Consider the following 20,549-nt stretch of genomic DNA (forward strand, 5'->3'; position numbering starts at 1 on the left):
ATCCTTGCATTAATGCCCGCCATATCCATGACGGGCATTTCCTTTGATTAAATCACCTGTGTTTTCATCATGAAAAACAATTACCAGGTGTATTTAACGCCCACATTCGCGGACCAGTCTTGATCGACATCACCACCACCGAGGTAGTTGGCATCGGTATAAGCGCTGAAGTTTTTGGTGAAGCTGAACTGAGTGCCCAGACCAACACGTACCGCAGAACCTTCTACGCCGTTATCGATGGAATCGCCATTTACGTCGGCGTCGTTATTCGCGTCGTCATAAACATAGGCCAGCTTGAAGTAAGGCGTCAGCGCCTGATCTTCGCTGTAGGTGAAGGTATAACCTGCATCAACACCCAGTTCATAACGCATGCTGTCATAAGACTGACCGTCAACTTTCATGTCGTTGCTGAGCTGATAATCGTCGCCGGACTGGAACAGGCCGGATACGCTACCGTACGGCGTGACATAGCCAGCGTCGCCCAGTTTCCAGTCATAACCCAGTTTCAGACCAAAGCCCCACGCATCCGCAGAGGTGTTGCCATCAACGTACTGGCCGTTGCTCATGTTGGCAGACAGATCGTTGTTGAAGTGAGAATAGCTCAGGCTACCATCAACAAAGACATTGTTGGCAAAGCGAGCGGAAGAGTAGATATAGGCAGACTGGCTGTCCTGATCCACCTGACCGGTACGGTCGCTCATGTCACCTTTCGCAAAGCCAGCCGCCGCACCGACAATCCATTTAGCATTGTTACCGTCAATTTTGGTATCAACACCGACCATGATGCCGTTCACATCCTGATCGTAGTTAATGGTGCCGTTGTCGCCATCGAAGCTACCGCCAAAGTAGCTCACCCATGCGCCGCCGTTATCAGCCAGACCATGACGAGAGTTGGTCAGACGAGTACCAACGGTGTCTTGTTCCAGGTTCCAGATATTGGTGTTTGCAGACGGGATGCTCAGCGCCATGTTCGCGTAGTCGGTCAGTTCCATCTGTTGCATAACAACAGTGTTGCCTTCCTGCTGAGCCTGATAGGTGTATGCCCCCAGGTCAGCTTTGTTCGCTGCGGAGAAGGTGGCTTTGCTGTTCTTGTCGTTAACGTAGATCAGCTCTTTGCCTTTGTAATCAGCGACAGAACCTTCACCGGTCGCGTTATCGATACGCACTTTGTAGTTACCGGTTGCCGCAGCAACGTTATCACCCGCGTTATCGACTTCAGATTGATCGCCAGTCCAGGCATCGCCATTACCGTTGATGGTCAGGTGACCATCAGAGTTCATCGCGATCACACCGTAGCCGTAGTTAGACTTAGTGATGTCGTTAGTACGATCGTTAGTCAGATCGGCATCCAGCACAAAGCTGTTGCTGTGAACGTTGAAGACACCGGCATTCACGTTACCGTTAGCATCGGTGTAGCTGGTCAGATTCAGGGTATCAGCTTGCAGCGCATACGCGGTGCTGTTGCCCACATCCAGAACGCCGTTGTTGGTGACGTTGATGGTGTTTGCATACAGTGCGGCATCGTACACGCCCCAGCCAGCAGACACATCATCAGCAATCGTGACGGTACTGTTGTTGATTGTCAGTTCATCAGTTGCAACATGACCATCTTCATTGATATTCAGGGCCGCGCCGCCGGTCAGGGAGATGCTGTCAGAAACCAGATCAGAGTCTGCCACATTCACGACGGAACCGCTGTTGATGCTCAGCGTATCAATCAGCGAGGTTTTCGTGGTATCCCACTGTGAACCACCGTTCAGCGTCACATTGAACAGGCCGCTCTGATAGACTTCGTTACCAACAACATGACCATCTTCGCCATACGCGGTGTCATTATTGTCAATGCCGTAAGTAGAGGAAGGCCACAGGCTGTTAGCCGCAATGTCGATCAGCGTCGCAGTGGCATCGGTGCCCGCAGCAAAGCTGTCGTACACGCCGTCACCATCAGAATCAACCTGATGTACGGACATTGCCGCGCCAACCCACTTGCTGCCGTTGTTCAGCGTAACATCCATACGGTCAGTGCCATCCCAGCCGTTGGTGTCCAGGTCAGCGTCCGTATCGCGATAAGTATCCGCCCCGTTCGGGAAGAAGTTTTCGTCAAAGTTGCTGGAGAAAACAACGTCGCCCATCAGGGTAGAATTGCTGAGGTTAACAGTGGTCTGCATTGCGTTATCCGCATTCGGATGCGCAATCGCCGCAATCGCCACGTCATCAGCAGTATAAGAATCGCTGTAATCGCTCGCGTTGTTGGTGTTACCGAACCAACCGGAAGTCCCTTCATCTGACCATGAGCCAGAGGTCACCGTAGAGTCAGTCACCGTGACGGTGTTGTTGAACACTTCAGCGCTGTTAACGCCGGTGCTAACGGTATTATCGTCAATGTCTTCCCACTCATAACCCTGAGTCAGCGTAATACCCGCAACGTGGGAATTATTTTTGATGACCAGGTCAACTTCCTGATCCAGCGTAATCGCAGTACCCAGGTTGTAAACGTCAACAACATGCGTATCCGCCGTACCATCAGTGTACGTGCCATTATAGGTATAATGCTCGTAGTTATCATCGATGGTTGAGTTATCAACAGTCAGCGCCAGACGGTCATAAACATAACCGGTCGCATCACGACCCACGCAATCAGTGGTCATGCACTCAGAGGTGATCATCCCGTGAATGGTGCTGTTTTTGATTGTCAGACTATTACTGTTGGTGTTGGTAGAAAGACCATCATCCAGATAGTAGGTTGAGATTACGCCGTTAACGGTAGCGTTGTTGATAACCGGATAAATATCACCGTTATAAACGCTATCGGTCGCGTAGTTGTTCCAGCCTACGTAACCATCATAATAAACACCATCAGCGTAGGTTGCGTCGTTATAGTGGTTGAATGTTGTGTAGGTGGTTCCAGAAATATCCGTAGAAGCATTTGCCTGAGAGGTGATTGCCAGAGTGCAGGCCAGTGCTAATTGTGAGACTACAAGTTTCTTTTTCCAGGAGTGCATTTGTCATCCCTCCTCAGGGACGTAATATAGTTGATCCATCAATTATCAATGCATAGAAAACATTTTATGTTTCGCAGGTCGATTATGCGGCGTCAGCATTGAAAGGTTCAATTATTCTTTGTTTAATGTCCGAAAGCGGACAATTAAAAAACCTCCAGCAAAATCACAGATATTTTTTAAATCGCCAGTTTTCAATAAATTAGAAAGGGAAATAGAAGTTACTTATTTAACTGAATGATATATGATGAAGAAATAAAGAAATCACCAATAAATAAAGGACAGAAGAGCTTAAAACAACATTTAATAAAATTAAAACCAGAAATAAATGTATCACTAACAAAAATAATCTTATTCATAGAAATACTAATTGCGAATATTTAATCGCTTCATTAACAGCAACCCGCAATACTTCACATAAGGACAACTTTCGTAAAACACCTCGCGGCAGGTTCAGGTATACTCGACGTTTCGATTCCACAAACATCAGGCATACCATGACAGACCTAATCCAACGCCCCCGTCGCCTGCGCAAATCCGCTGCGCTGCGCGCCATGTTTGAAGAGACAACACTCAGTTTAAACGACCTGGTGTTGCCGATTTTTGTTGAAGAAGAACTCGACGACTACAAAGCGATCGACGCCATGCCTGGCGTCATGCGCATTCCTGAAAAACACCTGGCGCGCGAGATTGAACGCATCGCCAACGCCGGCATTCGGTCAGTGATGACCTTCGGCATTTCCCACCATACCGACGACACCGGCAGCGATGCCTGGAAAGAAGACGGCCTGGTGGCGCGCATGTCACGCATCTGCAAGCAAACCGTGCCAGAAATGATCGTGATGTCTGACACCTGTTTCTGTGAGTACACCTCCCACGGTCACTGCGGCGTGCTGTGCGAACACGGCGTCGACAACGATGCAACCCTGGCGAACCTCGGTAAACAAGCGGTGGTCGCCGCCGCTGCGGGCGCTGATTTTATTGCCCCTTCCGCCGCGATGGACGGTCAGGTGCAGGCGATTCGCCAGGCGCTGGATGCCGCCGGTTTTACGGATACGGCCATCATGTCCTACTCCACCAAGTTCGCCTCCTCTTTCTACGGCCCGTTCCGTGAAGCGGCCGGTACGGCACTGAAAGGCGATCGTAAGACCTATCAAATGAATCCGATGAACCGCCGTGAAGCGATTCGCGAGTCGTTGCTCGACGAAGCGCAGGGCGCGGACTGCCTGATGGTGAAACCCGCTGGCGCTTATCTGGATATTCTGCGTGATATCCGCGATCGTACCGAATTACCGCTCGGCGCGTATCAGGTCAGCGGCGAATACGCCATGATCAAATTCGCCGCGATGGCGGGCGCGATCGACGAAGAGAAAGTGGTGCTGGAAAGCTTAGGCTCGATCAAACGCGCGGGCGCGGATCTGATCTTCAGCTACTTCGCGCTGGATCTGGCGGAGAAAAAAATCCTGCGTTAATCCTTTCTGAGATGCAGTGCCTGCTGGTACTGCGCTTATCCGGCCTACGGGATTGACATCTGTAGGCCGGGTGCCGCCATCTGGCACTGTCACAAAACGTCACCTCATCGTCATACAAACGACATTTGTACCTTCTACTGTCAGCACAGGACGGGAGGAGGAGCCGCTATGTTTAGTCTCGATAACGTACTCGACGACCTGTGGCCTCAGGCGAGGCCGACACCCTGGCAAAAAAATCTGCTCAGGCGGTTGCTGTATGAAGAAGAATTTCAGCAATTTGCATCCCGCCATCCCCATCTGAAAGGGGTGGACATGGTGGAACAAGTTCTCGAACACCTTGAAATACGCTGCGATATCCCCGCACACGACCTCGAAAACATCCCCGCACATGGCCCGCTGGTCATCATTGCCAACCACCCGACAGGCACGCTTGATGGGCTGGCCCTGCTGTATGCCATCTCGCGTGTGCGCCGTGACGTGAAAGTAGTGACCAACCGCCTGCTCTCGCATCTGCAACCGCTCAGCTCACTTTTCATTCCCGTGGACAACATCGGCGGGCGCACGCCAAAATCATCGCTACAACAGATAGATGCGCACTTACAGGCTGGCGGAGCGTTAATTTTCTTTCCGGCGGGCGAAGTAGCGCGCTTCACATCGCAGGGAATCAGGGAAGGCCGATGGCATTCCGGGTTTATCCGGGTGGCGGAGAAATACCGCACGCCGCTGCTTCCCGTACATATCAACGCGCGTAACAGCTCGCTGTTTTACGCCAGCAGCCTGGTGTCCCCCACCTTCGCATTGCTGCTCCTGATGCAGCAGATGTTTCGTCGGCGTCGCAGCAGCCTGCCGCTCCGCATCGGCCAACAAATCGCCTGGACACAGTGGTCCGCCACGAAAACCAACGTCCGCGAGCAGGCCGAAAAATGCCGTCAGCACGTCGCGGCATTAGGTAAAGGACGCCCCGGGTTATTCACCACCGAAAGTACGATAGCCCGCGCAGAAGACAGAGCGCACCTCAAACGCGATCTCGCCCAGGCGGAATGCCTTGGGCACACTGCCGACGGGAAGCACATTTACCTCTGGCAGCGCAACGGCAAAGAGGATGTCCCCATCCTGCGGGAACTGGGGCGGCTGCGTGAAATCGCCTTTCGCGCGGTTGGCGAAGGCAGCGGAAAGCGTCGGGACACCGACCGCTATGATGACGACTATCTGCACCTGATTTTATGGGATGAAGACGATCTGGAAATTGTTGGCGCCTATCGGTTCATTCCCTGCGCGCAGCAGCAGGAAAAACGTGGCATAGAAGGGCTTTACAGCTACAGTTTGTTCCATTACGACGAGCAGATGGCGCAAGTGATGCAGCACGGCATTGAGCTGGGTCGCAGTTTTATCCAGCCGCGTTACTGGGGACGTCGCGGGCTGGACTATCTCTGGTCTGGCATTGGCGCTTATCTGGCGCGCTATCCGCAATACCGATACCTGTTCGGCCCGGTGTCTATTTCCGGCGGTCTGCCTGCGGATGCGCGGGATTTACTGGTGGCCTTTTATCGCCTGTGGTTCCCGCCGACGCACCCGCTGGCAATATCACGCCAGCCCTACCCCGCGTCATTGCCGGACGTACTGGCGCAGTTTGAAGGCAAAAGCTACAACGACGATCTGACGCGGCTGAAATCGTTGCTCGGCAATCTGGGCTGCGGTATTCCCCCGCTCTACAAACAGTACTCCGAACTTTGCGACCCCGGCGGCGTGCAGTTTATTGATTTCGGTAACGATCCGGCATTCAGCAACTGCGTGGATGGTCTGGTGCTGGTCGATTTAACCTATCTGAAGGCAAACAGGTATCAGCGCTATATTGGCGCGCATTTGGGTTTCCAGGTAGGATAAGGCGTTTACCCCGCCATCCGGCGCGGTGCCACATCGTGCCTGATGGCGCTGCGCTTATCAGGCCTGCATTTCCCTAACCGTTCCCTAACCGAATAGTGTGATTATCTATTACGGTGCGCGATAAAACGGCTTATCTCCCAGAATCGTCGCCCGGTGCATAATGCGCCGCTGCGGCAGGTAATCAGCGTTGGCATAATGCTGGGTGACGCGGTTATCCCAGATGGCTACGTCATCAGGCTGCCAGCGCCAGCGCACCTGAAACTCCGGTTTTATGATGTGCGCAAACAAGAATCCAAGCAGCGCCTCGCTCTCTTTTTCCGTCACATCGACAATCCGCGTGGTAAAGCCTTCATTCACAAACAGCGCCTGTTTGCCGCTCACCGGATGGGTACGCACCACCGGATGCAGCAAAGGCGGATGTTTTGCTACCGCCTCAAGCCAGCGCTGATGCTCCTCATCAGTTTTGCGGTATTTGTATTCCGGGAACGATTTACGGAAATCATGCTCCGCCCGCAAGCCGCTCAGCAACTGGCGAAACGGTTCGGAAAGCGCGTCATATGCGGCAATACCGCTGGTCCATAGCGTATCCCCGCCGGTAGAGGGCAGTTCCTTTGCCGCCAGAATCGCCCCTGCTGGCGGCGTCTCAATAAAGGTCACATCGGTGTGCCAGTTATCGTTATCCGGCGGGTTATCGTTATGGGTATCCAGCACGATAATCTCTTCGACGCCTTCGGCGTGGGGATAGACCGGATGAATATGCAGATCGCCAAAACGCTGTGCCAGCGCGCGCTGTTGCTGTGGCGTAATGGCTTGTTCACGCAGAAAAACCACCTGGTGGCGCAGCACCGCGTGATACAGCTGTTCGAATTGATTATCGCTCAGCGGGCGGGTCAGATCCGCGCCGGAAACCAGCGCGCCAATATACGGCCCCAGCGGGGTAATGCTCAGACGTTCACTCATTGTACTTCTCCATGCCAGGGCGTCAGGCGGCGCTGAAGCGCACGCAGACCCAGTTCTAAAATAAACGCGATCACTGCAATCACCGCGATCCCCGCCAGCACCACGTCGGTTGCCAGAAATTCCCCGGCGGACTGCACCATAAACCCTAAACCCCGGGTGGCGGCAATCAGCTCAGCCGCCACCAGCGTTGACCAGCCCACGCCCAGGCCAATGCGTAATCCGGTGAGGATCTCCGGCAGCGCGCCGGGCAGAATCACAAACCACAATACCTGTACTCGTCCGGCGCCTAACGACTGCGCCGCACGAATGCGAACCTGCTGTGCGCTTTTGACGCCCGCCAGCGCCGACATGGCGACCGGGGCGAAAATCGCCAGATAGATCAGCAGGATCTTGGAGGTCTCGCCAATCCCAAACCAGATCACCATCAGCGGTAAATACGCAAGCGGCGGGACTGGTCGGTAGAGTTCAATGATCGGATCGAGAATGCCGCGTATCGTTGGGCTTAGCCCCATCGCAATGCCCACCGGAATGCCGATAATCACGGCGGCCAGCAGCGCCAGCAGAATGCGCGTCAGGCTCGCCGCCAGATGCTGCCACAGCGTGGCGTCCATAAACCCTTGCGGCCCGGCGATGGCGATCAGTTTTTGCAGCACCTGCCCCGGCGGCGGCAGAAACAGCGGGCTGATTAACTGCAACGCCGCTACGCTCCACCACACGGCCAGAATCACCGCTAATGTGCTGATACTCAGAGTAATGCGACGAGAGAACGGCCAGCGCCATTTCAACCCGCGTTGACGCAGCTTATCGTTGATGACCACGCTCATGAGAAGGCCTCCCGTTGTTCAAAGACGCGGCTTAACACATACTCCCGCGTCTCGATAAACTGCGGATCGGATTTAATGCTGCGGCAGGATTCGCCCCCCACAAAGCGGCGGGCGAAATCAAGCGACAGCCGTTCCTGCACGCGACCGGGGCCAGGAGAAAGCAGCACCAGCTCCGTCGCCATAAACACAGCCTCTTCAATATCATGCGTAATGAGCAACACCTGTTTGCCGGTCTCATGCCAGAGTTTCAGCAGCAGCGTTTGCATCTGCTCACGGGTGAAAGCGTCCAGCGCGCCGAAAGGCTCATCCAGCAGCAGGAGTTGAGGATTTGCCGCCAGCGCGCGGGCGATGCCGACACGCTGGCGCTGCCCGCCGGAAAGCTGCCAGATAAAGCGTTTTCCCGCCCCTTCCAGCCCGACTTTTTTCAGCATCTGCTGCGCAACGTGCTGACGCCGGGTTTTGTCCGCTCCCGCCAGTTGCAGGCCAAGTCCGACGTTATCCTGCACGTTGCGCCAGGGCAGCAGCCCTTCGTTCTGAAAGACGACGCCGCGCTCCGCACCCGGCCCATCGACCCGTTTGCCCGCCAGTTGGATCGTGCCGTGCTGATAAGGCAGAAAACCGGCGATCAGATTCAGCAACGTGGTTTTCCCACACCCTGACGGGCCCAGCACCACTAACAGCTCACCGCTGTCGAGCGTCAGATTGATATCTTCCAGCGCCGGTTTACCGGCGTAATCAGCAAAGAGATGGGAAACTTGCAGCATCCGCGCCTCCTTATTGCACAAAGCGATCGGTGACGTACTGGCTATAATCCGTCGCGACGGCGGGCACTTTGCCCTGCTCTTTCAGGAACTGCGCGGTGTCGATAATCGCTTTATTGACCGGCCCGTTCAGCTCAACGGCCTGCTGTTGCGCCGTCAGGTAGGTATTGCCTTTCACCAGCCCCGGCACGTCCGTTTCCGGCACGCCGCTTAAGCGCGACAGTTTGCTGATGTTATCCGGCTGCTGAAGCCACGCCTCAGGATTGGCGATATAGGGTTGCTGCGCGTCGATAGCGCTTTTCGCGAATGCTTTGACTACCTCTGGATGTTTTTCCGCGAAGTCTTTACGCACTACCCACACATCCAGCGTCGGCGAGCCCCATTCGCCGACTTTCCCCGAGTCTGTCAGCACGTTCCCGTCTTTTTCCAGCGCGTTAACGGCGGGCGCCCAGACGTAAGCGCCGTCAATATCGCCACGCTGCCAGGCGGCAATGATCGCCGGTGGTTGCAGATTGATGATTTCGACCTGCCCGGGCTTAATGCCCCAGTGTTTCAGCGCGGCCAGCAGGCTGTAATGAGTGGTGGAGATAAACGGCACCGCAATGCGTTTGCCGATGAGATCCTCCGGCTTAGCGATCGTTTTCTTCACCACCAGCGCTTCGGATTCCCCCAGTTTTGACGCCAGCAGGAAAACCTCAATCGGCACCTGTTGGCTGGCGGCGACCGCCAGTGGGCTGGAGCCAAGGTTGCCGATCTGTACATCGCCGGAAGCCAGCGCGCGCACGATGCTCGCGCCGCTGTCGAATTTACGCCAGTCAACGGTCGCCCCGCTCTCTTTGGCGAAGGTGTTATCCGCCTGCGCCACTTTCGCCGGTTCGGCGGATGTCTGGTACGCGACGGTGACGTTAACCGCCTGCGCCTGGAATGCAATAAACGCCAGTGCGGCGAGAAGTGTGTTACGCGATGAAATACCCATTATTGTCTGCTCCCCTGTCTTGTTATGGGGGCAGTATTTCGTTGCGGCCGTGTTTGATAAAGGAATTAAAAATTCTTGCTAATAGCAAAGCGTTTTTAGAAAAAAAACGGGAATGGTTAGTGTGGAAATGTATTTAGCATTGAGTTGCAGGCCGGATCAGGCGCTTGCGCCGCCATCCGGCAATCCATGCCTGATGGCACTACGCTTATCAGGCCTACCACGACAACAACACCCTGCAAATTATTGCGATTTTGTTACATTCATTCCATAACCACACCCGGATGATTGCCAGCGCAGCGGGGGCAGGCATCATAGAGGCATTATTCGGCAAGAGAGTAAGCATATGATTCGTGTGGTGCTGGTTGATGACCATGTGGTGGTGCGTTCCGGCTTTGCGCAATTATTAAGTCTTGAAGACGATCTGGACGTAGCAGGCCAGTACAGCAGCGCGGCGGAAGCCTGGCCCGCATTATTGCGCGATGACGTTAACGTCGCGGTGCTGGATATCGCGATGCCGGACGAAAACGGGCTGAGTCTGTTAAAGCGGCTACGCGCGCAAAAACCCACGTTTCGCGCCATCGTCCTCAGCATTTACGACACGCCAGCGTTTGTGCAAAGCGCGCTGGATGCAGGCGCCAGCGGCTATCTGACCAAACGCTGCGGGCCGGAAGAGCTGGTTCAGGCGGTGCGTTCCGTCGGTATGGGCGGCCACTATCTGTGCGCCGATGCGTTGCGGGCGCTGCGCGGCGGCGAACAGCCGGCGCAGGTGCTGGAGGTATTAACCCCCCGTGAGCGAGAAGTTTTTGATTTACTGGTCAAAGGCGACAGCGTCAAAGAGATCGCATTTAAGCTCGACCTCAGCCATAAAACCGTTCACGTCCACCGTGCTAACGTACTGGGTAAATTGCAGTGCCACAGTACCATCGAGCTGGTGCATTTCGCCCTCGACCACCAGCTGCTGACGGGGCACTGATGTCTCGCGGCGTGCGTTACTGGGTGATCTCACTGTTTATCCTGCTGGCCTGGGGAACAGGTTGGCTGATGCTATGGACGCTGGGCTTTTACCTGACCCATAACGGCCAACAGGCGGCGCTCTTTTTGCCGCACGGCGTTTATCTTGCGCTGTTGATTTTACTCTCCCGCCGTTACTGGCCCGCGCTGATACTGCCGCCGGTGCTGATGCCGTTATGGCTCCATAGCGAGCAACTGCTCAGCGGCTACGTCCTGCTGGCGGCGCCGCTGATCTGCCTGATCCCGGCCAGCATCGGACAAAAATTCTGGCACCGTTTTCCCCTGTACTGGCAGCGTCTCACGCTGCTGCTGGCCGCCGTCACGCTGGCCTCTCTGCTGAATACCGCCCTGCTGTCGCCCTTTATAAAAAGCCCGGCAATGCTGACTGGTCTGGCGTCGTTTACCGGCGGCGTGCTGCTCACCCCCTTTGTTTATCTGGTATTTGAATTTTTACGCCAGCAGCACCGTTATCACCTGTTGGGGCTGGATACCAACAACCCGCCGCTGCGCACTTCGCTGATCATCTGGTGCAGCCTGTTCTTTATTATCGGCATCGGCACGCAAATGGTGCTGTCGCCGGAAATTGAACGCCTGCTGCTGATTGTGGTGTTCCTGCCTAACGTGGTGATGGCGTGGAAGTTTGGCTGGCAGGGCGGCGTGCTCTCCGGGCTGCTGGGCAGCATGATGATCACCATCGCCCGCCAGGTCGGCGTCGGGTTTAACAACCTGGTCGAACTGGAGATTTTCCTCGCTACCCAGGCGCTACTCGGCATAGGTCTTGGGATCGCCATCAGCCGCCAGCAACATCTGGCGCAAAACCTGCACCACTATCGCCAGCGTCTGGAGTCGGAGCTGGCGGCGCGCCGGGCGCTGACCGAAAAGCTGATCCATACCGAAGAGGATACGCGCAAAAACCTGGCGCGCGAGCTGCACGACGAGATCGGGCAGAACATCACCGCCATTCAGATCCAGTCACAGCTCGTGAAACGCGCGCGCGATCCGGCGCAGACGCAGGCCGCCGCCAGCCAGATAAACGATCTCGCCCGCCGAATTCACCACTCTACCCGCCAGCTGTTACGCCAGCTACGTCCCCCCGCGCTGGATGAGCTGTCGTTTAAAGAGGCGCTGCATCATCTGGTCAACGAATTCGCGTTCCCCGAACGTGGGATTCGCTGCCAGTTTGAGTATCGCCTTACGCTTACCCCGGAAAATGAAACCGTCAGGTTTACTCTCTACCGCCTGTTGCAGGAACTGCTGAACAACGTCTGTAAACATGCCGAAGCCAGCGAGGTCACGATTCTGTTAAGCCAGCAGAAACAGACCCTCCATCTGGAAGTTCGGGACAACGGCACCGGCATCCAGCCTGAAAAAATGCCGGGATTCGGTATTCAGGGGATGCGCGAACGGGTCAGCGCGCTGGGCGGCGAACTGACGCTCGAATCGCTGCACGGCACGCGGGTAATTGTTAACTTGCCCACAATTTTGCAACAAACCACGTCCTGACCAGGAAAAAGTCTTAGTCACTGCGGACTTTCTCTCATCCCCTTTGGTTTTCACTTTCCTATAGTCAGCACAAACGGAGACGGCCATGCATCCACGCCCAGTAAACGAAACAGACCAACGATACCGGGCGCTACGCCTGCGGTTGCTGATGTGCATGGTCATCGGGTACGCCGCGTTTTACCTGACGCGAAAAAGCGTGAATTACGTGCTTCCGGCGCTGCAAACGGATCTGGGACTCGATAAAGGCGATATCGGCCTGTTGGGTTCACTGTTTTACCTGACCTACGGCCTGTCGAAGTTTACCGCCGGGCTGTGGCACGACAGCCACGGGCAGCGCTGGTTTATGGGCGTTGGCCTGTTCGCCACCGGCCTGCTGAATATGGTGTTCGCCTTTGGCGAGTCGCTGACGCTGCTGCTGGCGGTCTGGACGCTGAACGGTTTCTTTCAGGGCTGGGGATGGCCGCCCTGCGCCCGACTGCTGACCCACTGGTATTCGCGCAACGAGCGCGGCTTCTGGTGGGGCTGCTGGAATATGTCGATCAACATCGGCGGGGCGATTATCCCGCTGATTAGCGCTTTCGCCGCCCACTGGTGGGGCTGGCAGGCGGCGATGCTGGCGCCGGGGATCATCAGCATGGCATTAGGTATCTGGCTCACGCTACAGCTGAAAGGCACGCCGCAGGAAGAGGGATTGCCAACGGTCGGCGCATGGCGTCATGACCCGCTGGAGCTGCGCCAGGAGCAGCAAAGCCCGCCGATGGGGCTGTGGCAGATGTTGCGCACCACGATGCTGAAAAACCCGATGATCTGGCTGCTGGGCGTCTCATATGTGCTGGTCTATCTGATCCGCATCGCCCTCAACGACTGGGGCAACATCTGGCTCACGGAAAGCCACGGCGTCAATCTGCTCAGCGCCAACGCCACGGTGATGCTGTTTGAAGTTGGCGGTCTGCTCGGCGCGTTGTTCGCCGGTTGGGGGTCGGATTTGCTGTTCAGCGGCCAGCGCGCGCCGATGATTTTGCTGTTCACGCTGGGGCTGATGGTGTCCGTCGCCGCGTTGTGGTTAGCGCCGGTACACCATTACGCACTGCTGGCGGTCTGTTTCTTCACGGTGGGCTTTTTCGTTTTTGGCCCGCAAATGTTGATTGGCCTTGCCGCCGTCGAGTGCGGGCACAAAGCGGCGGCCGGTTCCATCACCGGGTTTCTCGGCCTGTTCGCCTATCTGGGGGCAGCGCTGGCGGGCTGGCCTCTGTCGCTGGTCATTGAACGCTACGGCTGGTCGGGCATGTTCAGTCTGCTCTCGGTCGCCGCGGTACTTATGGGTTTATTGCTGATGCCGCTGCTGATGGCGGGCATCACCACCTCGCTCAGTCAAAGGATAAAACAATGAAATTGACGCTTACCTCTACCCTGATTGCATCCGGCATTGCGCTGGCAACCTTAACCGGCGCCGCGCAGGCCAAAGGCCGCCTGGTGGTTTATTGCAGCGCCACCAACGAAATGTGCGAAGCAGAAACCAAAGCGTTTGGCGACAAATATGACGTCAAAACCTCGTTCATTCGCAACGGCTCCGGCAGTACGCTGGCGAAAGTCGATGCCGAGAAGAAAAACCCGCAGGCGGACGTCTGGTACGGCGGGACGCTGGACCCTCAGTCTCAGGCGGGTGAAATGGGGCTGCTGCAACCCTACAAGTCTCCCAATCTTGAGCAGGTCATGGAGAAATTCCGCGATCCGGCGAAAGTAAAAGGCAACCTCTCTTCAGCGGTGTATGTCGGTATTCTCGGTTTTGGCGTCAATACCCAGCGCCTGAAAGAGAAAAATCTGCCGGTGCCAAAATGCTGGAAAGACCTGACCAAACCGGAATACAAAGGCGAGATCCAGATTGCCGACCCGCAAAGTTCAGGCACCGCGTATACCGCACTGGCAACCTTCGCCCAACTGTGGGGAGAAGATCAGGCCTTTGATTACCTGAAACAGCTCAACGCCAACGTGTCTCAGTACACCAAATCCGGTATTGCCCCGGCACGTAACGCCGCCCGTGGCGAAACCGCTATCGGCATTGGCTTCCTGCACGACTATTCGCTGGAAAAAGAACAGGGCGCGCCGCTGGAGCTGATCTCTCCGTGCGAAGGCACCGGCTATGAAATTGGCGGCGTCAGCATCCTGAAAGGCGCGCGCAACCTCGACAACGCCAAACTGTTCGTGGACTGGGTGCTGTCAAAAGAAGCACAAGAACTGGCGTGGAAGAAAGGCAAGTCTTATCAGATCCTGACCAACACCACAGCGGAAACATCACCGAACTCGCTGAAGCTCGACGACCTGAAGCTCATCAATTACGACATGGATAAATACGGTTCTACCGACGTCCGTAAGCAGCTTATCAATAAATGGGTTAGCGAAGTGAAGATGGGTAAATAAGCCCACATTGCGTTCATTTGCCGGGTGGCGGCGTAACGCCGTACCCGGCCCACAATACCGGAACCGCTATGTCACACACACTTGCACACCATCCCGTGAAAAAACGGGATGCGATATTCTTTTGGGTTCTGCTGGGCTGGCTGGCGTTTGCCCTGCTGCCAAGCTGGAGCCTGGATTACGGCCTGCTGGAGTCCACGGGCGATGAAATCCTTGAATCCTACGGCTGGTCACAGCTCAATATCAGTTGGCTGTGGTATCTGCTGCCAAGCCTGCTGCTGATTCGCCCGTTCCATGAAGCCAGGCGCGAACAGCGCAGCCGCCATTACCTTGATGCGGGCTGGGCGCTGTTGTGTATGGCCTTTATCGTCGTCAGCGCCACCGTTGAAGGCCGTGGTTTAGGCTACGCCACTATCGTGCTGTTCGTCGCGCTGGGCGCGATCATGACGCTGGCGTTGACCCGTCTGGAATGGCTGGGCGGCGACCGCTTCGTGATCGGCTCACTTACCGCCATTGTGGCGCTGATCGGCATCTTTATCGTCTGGCCGAGTATCGCGATTTTCATCCCGATGTTCACCAACGATGCCGGGGAATTCGCGCCGCTGGCGTTTATGACGGTGCTGTCGCAGGCGCATATCATCCAGGTGATCCTCAACTCCATCGCCCTGTCGATTGCGGTGGGCGTGGGCTGTACCTTCTTCGGCCTGGTGCTGGCGATTTACACCACCCGCATTGCCAAACGCAGCGCCATTATTGGCCGCATCTTCTCGATTTTGCCAATCGTCACGCCGCCGTTCGTAGTGGGTTTAGGCGTTACGCTGATGATGGGACGCTCCGGCTACGTCACCGAATTTATGGTCGAGTGGTTCGGGCTGACCAACACCAACTGGCTGTACGGGTTTACCGGCATCTGGCTGGCGCAGGTGCTGGCCTTTACCCCGATGGCGTTTATGATCCTCGACGGGGCGATCAAAACTATCCATCCATCGCTGGAAGAAGCCTCGTACACCCTGCGCGCCAGCCGCTGGCAGACCTTTAACGGTGTGTTTGTCCCGCTGCTGAAACCAGCGCTGGCGAACGCCTTTTTAATTGTGGTGGTGCAGTCGCTGGCCGACTTCAGTAACCCGCTGGTGCTCGGCGGTAACTTCGACGTGCTGGCGACGCAGATCTATTTCTATATCACAGGTTCGCAGCTTGATTATCAGGCCGCCAGTACGCTGGGCGCGTTCCTGCTGCTGTTCTCGCTGCTGGTGTTCTGTGTGCAGTATATGTGGATCGGTAAGCGCTCTTACGTCACGGTCTCCGGGAAATCGTACCGTGGCGACGTCCAGCCGCTGCCTGTCACCCTAGTGTGGAGCGTCATCGCCATTCTGGCCGTGTGGATAGCCTTCAACGCCCTGCTCTACGGCAGCATTTTCTACGGTAGCTTCACCGTCAACTGGGGCGTGGATTACACCCTGACGCTGGCGAACTTTATCAAGCTGTTCGGCCAGGGAATGAGCGACGGCGCGTGGCCTTCCCTGCTTGATACGTTGCTCTACGCCGGAATTGCCGCGCCGATCACCGCCATCTTCGGTCTGCTGATCGCCTGGATTGTGGTACGCCAGCAGTTCAAAGGCAAAAAGACTATCGAGTTCACCACCATGCTGTGCTTCGCCGTACCGGGCACCGTGGCGGGCGTGTCGTACATCCTCGCCTTTAACAGCGCCCCGGTGTACCTCACCGGAACGGCGGCGATTGTGATTATTTCGATGGTGATGCGTAACGTGCCGGTTGGGATTCGCGCCGGGATCGCCGGATTAGGCCAGATCGATAAATCGCTGGATGAAGCGTCGCTCAGCCTGCGCGCCGGGAGCTTACGCACCATCACGCACATCCTGCTGCCGCTGCTGCGCCCGGCGATCCTCTCGGCGCTGATCTACAGCTTTGTGCGCGCCATTACCACCGTCAGCGCCATTGTGTTCCTCGTCACGCCAGACACCCGCGTGGCGACGGCCTACATCCTCAACCGCGTGGAAGACGGCGAATACGGCGTGGCGATCGCCTACGGCTCGATTCTGATCGTGGTGATGCTGGCGATTATTTTCATCTTTGACTGGCTGATCGGGGAAGCGCGTATCTCCCGTTCAAAAGCCAAAAACCAGGCGTAATGGAGCGCACTATGAGTCAGAAAAATTTTGTTGAACTGCGCAACGTCACCAAACGATTCGGCAGCAACACGGTTATCGATAATATCAATCTCACCATCCCGCAGGGGCAAATGGTGACGCTGCTCGGCCCTTCCGGCTGCGGCAAAACGACCATTTTGCGTCTGGTGGCCGGGCTGGAAAAACCGAGCGAAGGACAGATTTTCATTGATGGCGAAGACGTCACCCATCGCTCTATTCAGCAGCGTGATATCTGTATGGTCTTTCAGTCTTATGCCCTGTTCCCGCACATGTCGCTGGGGGAAAACGTCGGCTACGGTCTGAAGATGCTTGGCGTGTCGCGCAGCGAAGTGAAAGCCCGTGTGAAAGAGGCGCTGGCGATGGTGGATCTGGAAGGATTCGAAGACCGCTATGTTGATCAGATCTCCGGCGGTCAGCAGCAGCGCGTGGCGCTGGCGCGCGCGCTGATCCTCAAGCCGAAGGTGCTGCTGTTTGATGAGCCGTTAAGTAACCTCGACGCCAACCTGCGTCGCAGCATGCGCGACAAGATCCGCGAACTGCAAAAGCAGTTTGATATCACCTCGCTGTACGTCACCCACGATCAGAGCGAAGCCTTTGCGGTTTCCGATACCGTACTGGTGATGAACAAGGGGCATATTATGCAGATCGGTTCGCCGCAGGATCTCTACCGTCAACCTGCGTCACGCTTTATGGCGAGCTTTATGGGCGATGCCAACCTGTTCCCGGCGACGTTCAGTCAGGAGTATGTGGATATCTACGGCTATCGGCTGCCGCGCCCGGCGCACTTTGCCGCCCAGGGTTCCGGCACCGTTGGCGTGCGCCCGGAAGCGATTACCTTGAGCGATCGCGGCGAAGAGAGCCAGCGTTGTGTGATTCAACATGTCGCCTATATGGGGCCGCAGTATGAGGTGACGGTGGCGTGGCACGGACAGGAGATTTTATTGCAGGTTAACGCCACCCGATTGCAGCCGGACGTGGGGGAAAATTATTACCTCGAAATCCACCCGTACGGGATGTTTGTTTTAGCAGACGCAGTGTAATTGATGCCGGGTGGCGCTACGCTTACCCGGCCTACGGTTCGTGCACGTTGTAGGCCGGGTAAGGCATCAGCCGCCACCCGGCGCACACTCAACGTTGCGCGTTCAATTCAGCAATATCCTTCGGCGTCGTCCGGCAACAGCCGCCAATCAGCTTCGCACCCGCCGCCAGCCACTGCGGTAAATACTCCGCCAGCGTGGCGCACGCTTCGCCGTGATGATGCCAGGTTTTGCTTACCGCATCGTACCGTTCGCCCGAATTGGGATAAACCACCAGCGGCAGCGCGGTCAGCCCGTGCAAATGCTGCAATGCGGCGGTGACGTTTTCCAGCGCGATACAGTTTACGCCAGTCGCCACAACCTGCGGGCAGGCGTTGAGAAACGTCGCCACGTCACGCAGCGGCGTACCATCGCTCAGATGCTCACTGTCGCGCAGCGTAAACGAAAACCATGCCCGTGCCCGTGGATATTCGGTTAACAACTCAGCCAGCGCTTTAATCTCAATAAAATTCGGCAGCGTTTCGCAGGCCAGCAGGTCAACGCCCGCATCCAGCAGCGCTTCCACACGCGGGCGATGAAAAGCCTGGAACGCTTCGGGAGTACATACGTAATCCCCGCGATATTCCGCACCGTCGGCCAGATACGCGCCATATGGCCCGACGGAACCCGCCACCAGCAGCGTGCCCGCCTGCGGGTTCTCAGCCAGATACGCTTCCCGCGCTTTGCGCGCCAGTTCCACACTCTTGCCGATCAGCGCTTTCGACTGCGCGTCATCAAACCCACGCGCGGCAAGTCCTGCGGGCGTTGCCTGGTAGCTGGCGGTAATCGCGCACTGCGCCCCCGCCCGGTAGTAATCAAGGTGGACTTCGCGGATCAGCGCCGGGTTTTCTACCAGCACCTTCGCTGACCACAGGCTATCGGCTAAATCACAGCCGCGCGCTTCCAGTTCCGTCGCCATCGCCCCGTCCAGCAACAGGAAATCCTGTTTATCGAGGATGGCACTCAACGGATTATGTTGCGACATAGTCTGGCTCCTGTTTCTGCTTATGAAATCGGCAATGAAACAAGCACCATAACACAGCGCGCCGGGTGGTAATCGGGAGCGCTACGCAATTATTAAAGACCCGTCAGCCTTGTACCAGCCGCAAACGCGCGCGCCGGGCGCTCAGCACCGGGTGAGGAGTAACAATGAGGTAAAGAAAGGGTCGCCAGCTCATAATGCCTCCGCTGCCAGAATCTCTTACAACTCTGGCAACAAGGCGACGCACCGGCGCTCAAACAGAAGTGGGAACATACCGTCCCCACTCATACGACGGAATGAGGACAACGTCAGGAGCCAGGGGTGATATCAGCCGACAAACTGACGTCAGCCCGGCAGAATGGCGAAAAACCTTCAGGGTGTGGCATCATAACGCGCAGATAACAACAAATTCAGGGTGATGAATGTGAAACCGGTAACGCTCTATGATGTTGCAGACCGTGCAGGCGTCTCTTATCAGACCGTCTCTCGCGTGGTGAATCAGGCCAGCCACGTTTCCGCCAAAACCCGTGAAAAAGTCGAAGCCGCGATGGCGGAGCTGAATTACATTCCCAATCGCGTCGCGCAGCAGCTGGCGGGTAAACAAACCCCGCTCATCGGTGTCGCCACCGCTAACCTCGCGCTGCACGCGCCGTCGCAAATTGTCGCGGCGATTAAATCCCGCGCCGACAGGTCAGGCGCCAGCGTGGTGATCGCGATGGTGGAGCGCAACGGAGTAGACGCCTGCAAAGCGGCGGTACATAACCTGCTGGCGCAGCGGGTAAGCGGGTTGATCATCAACTACCCGCTTGATGAGAACGATGCCATTGCCGTTGCCGCCGCCTGCGGCAACGTGCCGGTACTGTTTCTCGACGTGTCCGATCGGTTCCCCGTTAACAGCATTATTTTTTCCCATGACGACGGCGCGCGTCTGGGCGTTGAGCATCTGGTAGAACACGGGCACCAGCGCATCGCGCTGTTGACAGGGCCGCGCTCGTCCGTCTCTGCACGGCTAAGACTGGCGGGCTGGCATAAATATCTGACCCACTATCAGCTGCGACCGGTGGCAGAAACGGAAGGCGACTGGAGCGCGATGTCCGGCTTCCAGCAAACCATGCAGATGCTCAATGACGGAACGATGCCCACCGCAATACTGGTGGCTAACGATCAGATGGCGCTGGGCGCCATGCGGGCGATCGCCGAGTTTGGCCTGCGCATCCCGCAGGATATCTCGGTGATAGGCTACGATGACACCGAAGACAGCGCCTGCTACATCCCACCGCTGACCACCATCAGACAGAATTTCCCCCTGCTTGGCGCAACCAGCGTCGACAAACTGCTGCAACTCTCCCGTGGCGAACCCGCCACCGATAACCAGCGACTCCCCGTTTCATTGGTTCAGCGTAAAACCGTGCAGCCCCCCAATGCTCAGGTCACTTCTCCGCAGGCGTTGGCCGACTCCCTGATCCAACTGGCTCGGCAGGTTTCGCTGTTAGCGCCGAAAATGTGAACGCATAACAA

At 56.4% G+C, this 20,549-nt stretch carries 15 protein-coding genes; 9 read left to right on the forward strand and 6 right to left on the reverse strand.

Annotated elements, in window-relative coordinates; genetic code table 11:
* Positions 1–80 precede the first annotated feature (80 nt).
* Positions 81–3,002 carry an autotransporter adhesin EhaB gene (gene ehaB / locus FD428_RS16450; RefSeq protein ID WP_012133624.1) on the reverse strand — a complete coding sequence of 974 codons (2,922 nt, stop codon included), beginning with the start codon at positions 3,000–3,002 and terminating at the stop codon, positions 81–83.
* Between the two features lie 494 nt (positions 3,003–3,496).
* Between ehaB and hemB the strand changes: the two genes are divergently transcribed.
* A complete protein-coding gene (gene hemB / locus FD428_RS16455) occupies positions 3,497–4,471 on the forward strand; it encodes a porphobilinogen synthase (RefSeq protein WP_012133626.1) in 975 nt (324 codons plus the stop codon).
* Between the two features lie 168 nt (positions 4,472–4,639).
* Positions 4,640–6,355, forward strand: a complete 1,716-nt coding sequence (locus tag FD428_RS16460; protein WP_114847698.1) for a lysophospholipid acyltransferase family protein — start codon at positions 4,640–4,642, stop codon at positions 6,353–6,355.
* A gap of 108 nt (positions 6,356–6,463) precedes the next feature.
* Here the strand turns inward: FD428_RS16460 and tauD are convergent, their stop codons facing one another.
* From tauD to tauA, 4 genes are read right to left on the reverse strand one after another with little or no spacing between them, the layout of a single operon-like run.
* Positions 6,464–7,315, reverse strand: coding sequence for a taurine dioxygenase (gene tauD / locus FD428_RS16465; protein WP_114847697.1), 852 nt, complete (start codon positions 7,313–7,315; stop codon positions 6,464–6,466).
* Complete coding sequence (tauC, locus tag FD428_RS16470) at positions 7,312–8,139, reverse strand: taurine ABC transporter permease TauC (protein ID WP_012133629.1); 828 nt, start codon at positions 8,137–8,139, stop codon at positions 7,312–7,314. The genes tauD and tauC overlap by 4 nt, the downstream gene beginning before the upstream one ends.
* Entirely contained in the window at positions 8,136–8,903 is a 768-nt protein-coding gene (tauB, locus tag FD428_RS16475; RefSeq protein WP_012133630.1) for a taurine ABC transporter ATP-binding subunit, read from the reverse strand. Before tauB ends, tauC begins: the two co-directional genes overlap by 4 nt.
* A 10-nt stretch (positions 8,904–8,913) precedes the next feature.
* Positions 8,914–9,876: a taurine ABC transporter substrate-binding protein gene (gene tauA / locus FD428_RS16480; protein ID WP_012133631.1), complete on the reverse strand. Its 963-nt coding sequence runs from the start codon at positions 9,874–9,876 to the stop codon at positions 8,914–8,916.
* A 343-nt stretch (positions 9,877–10,219) separates the two neighbouring features.
* On the opposite strand from tauA, the gene FD428_RS16485 reads away from it, so the two are divergent.
* The 6 genes from FD428_RS16485 (at position 10,220) to fbpC (ending at position 18,013) form a co-directional block, all read left to right on the forward strand.
* Positions 10,220–10,849, forward strand: coding sequence for a response regulator transcription factor (locus FD428_RS16485; protein ID WP_047458568.1), 630 nt, complete (start codon positions 10,220–10,222; stop codon positions 10,847–10,849).
* Positions 10,849–12,390, forward strand: a complete 1,542-nt coding sequence (locus FD428_RS16490; protein WP_049011967.1) for an MASE1 domain-containing protein — start codon at positions 10,849–10,851, stop codon at positions 12,388–12,390. The genes FD428_RS16485 and FD428_RS16490 overlap by 1 nt, the downstream gene beginning before the upstream one ends.
* 85 nt (positions 12,391–12,475) lie before the next feature.
* Complete coding sequence (gene uhpC, locus FD428_RS16495; RefSeq protein WP_114847696.1) at positions 12,476–13,780, forward strand: MFS transporter family glucose-6-phosphate receptor UhpC; 1,305 nt, start codon at positions 12,476–12,478, stop codon at positions 13,778–13,780.
* Positions 13,777–14,808 (forward strand): ABC transporter substrate-binding protein, encoded by a 1,032-nt coding sequence (locus tag FD428_RS16500; RefSeq protein ID WP_012133638.1) that lies wholly within the window; start codon positions 13,777–13,779, stop codon positions 14,806–14,808. The genes uhpC and FD428_RS16500 overlap by 4 nt, the downstream gene beginning before the upstream one ends.
* Positions 14,809–14,876: 68 nt before the next feature.
* Positions 14,877–16,955, forward strand: coding sequence for an iron ABC transporter permease (locus FD428_RS16505; protein ID WP_114847695.1), 2,079 nt, complete (start codon positions 14,877–14,879; stop codon positions 16,953–16,955).
* An 11-nt stretch (positions 16,956–16,966) separates the two neighbouring features.
* Positions 16,967–18,013, forward strand: coding sequence for a ferric ABC transporter ATP-binding protein (gene fbpC / locus FD428_RS16510; RefSeq protein ID WP_114847694.1), 1,047 nt, complete (start codon positions 16,967–16,969; stop codon positions 18,011–18,013).
* A gap of 88 nt (positions 18,014–18,101) precedes the next feature.
* On the opposite strand, the gene mmuM is transcribed toward fbpC, so the two are convergent.
* Complete coding sequence (gene mmuM, locus FD428_RS16515; protein ID WP_110494608.1) at positions 18,102–19,034, reverse strand: homocysteine S-methyltransferase; 933 nt, start codon at positions 19,032–19,034, stop codon at positions 18,102–18,104.
* Between the two features lie 421 nt (positions 19,035–19,455).
* Between mmuM and FD428_RS16520 the strand changes: the two genes are divergently transcribed.
* On the forward strand, positions 19,456–20,538 hold the full coding sequence (locus FD428_RS16520; RefSeq protein WP_060815881.1) for a LacI family DNA-binding transcriptional regulator: 1,083 nt from the start codon (positions 19,456–19,458) through the stop codon (positions 20,536–20,538).
* Positions 20,539–20,549 lie beyond the last annotated feature (11 nt).

It is taken from the genome of Citrobacter sp. TBCP-5362, assembly GCF_005406305.1.
GTDB classification, from domain to species: Bacteria; Pseudomonadota; Gammaproteobacteria; order Enterobacterales; family Enterobacteriaceae; genus Citrobacter_B; species Citrobacter_B koseri.

Bases quoted from the DNA above. Each gene is read 5' to 3' on its own strand.
- ehaB (WP_012133624.1), bottom strand. From the start codon at position 3,002: ATGCACTCCTGGAAAAAGAAACTTGTAGTCTCACAATTAGCACTGGCC.
- hemB (WP_012133626.1), top strand. From the start codon at position 3,497: ATGACAGACCTAATCCAACGCCCCCGTCGCCTGCGCAAATCCGCTGCG.
- FD428_RS16460 (WP_114847698.1), top strand. From the start codon at position 4,640: ATGTTTAGTCTCGATAACGTACTCGACGACCTGTGGCCTCAGGCGAGG.
- tauD (WP_114847697.1), bottom strand. From the start codon at position 7,315: ATGAGTGAACGTCTGAGCATTACCCCGCTGGGGCCGTATATTGGCGCG.
- tauC (WP_012133629.1), bottom strand. From the start codon at position 8,139: ATGAGCGTGGTCATCAACGATAAGCTGCGTCAACGCGGGTTGAAATGG.
- tauB (WP_012133630.1), bottom strand. From the start codon at position 8,903: ATGCTGCAAGTTTCCCATCTCTTTGCTGATTACGCCGGTAAACCGGCG.
- tauA (WP_012133631.1), bottom strand. From the start codon at position 9,876: ATGGGTATTTCATCGCGTAACACACTTCTCGCCGCACTGGCGTTTATT.
- FD428_RS16485 (WP_047458568.1), top strand. From the start codon at position 10,220: ATGATTCGTGTGGTGCTGGTTGATGACCATGTGGTGGTGCGTTCCGGC.
- FD428_RS16490 (WP_049011967.1), top strand. From the start codon at position 10,849: ATGTCTCGCGGCGTGCGTTACTGGGTGATCTCACTGTTTATCCTGCTG.
- uhpC (WP_114847696.1), top strand. From the start codon at position 12,476: ATGCATCCACGCCCAGTAAACGAAACAGACCAACGATACCGGGCGCTA.
- FD428_RS16500 (WP_012133638.1), top strand. From the start codon at position 13,777: ATGAAATTGACGCTTACCTCTACCCTGATTGCATCCGGCATTGCGCTG.
- FD428_RS16505 (WP_114847695.1), top strand. From the start codon at position 14,877: ATGTCACACACACTTGCACACCATCCCGTGAAAAAACGGGATGCGATA.
- fbpC (WP_114847694.1), top strand. From the start codon at position 16,967: ATGAGTCAGAAAAATTTTGTTGAACTGCGCAACGTCACCAAACGATTC.
- mmuM (WP_110494608.1), bottom strand. From the start codon at position 19,034: ATGTCGCAACATAATCCGTTGAGTGCCATCCTCGATAAACAGGATTTC.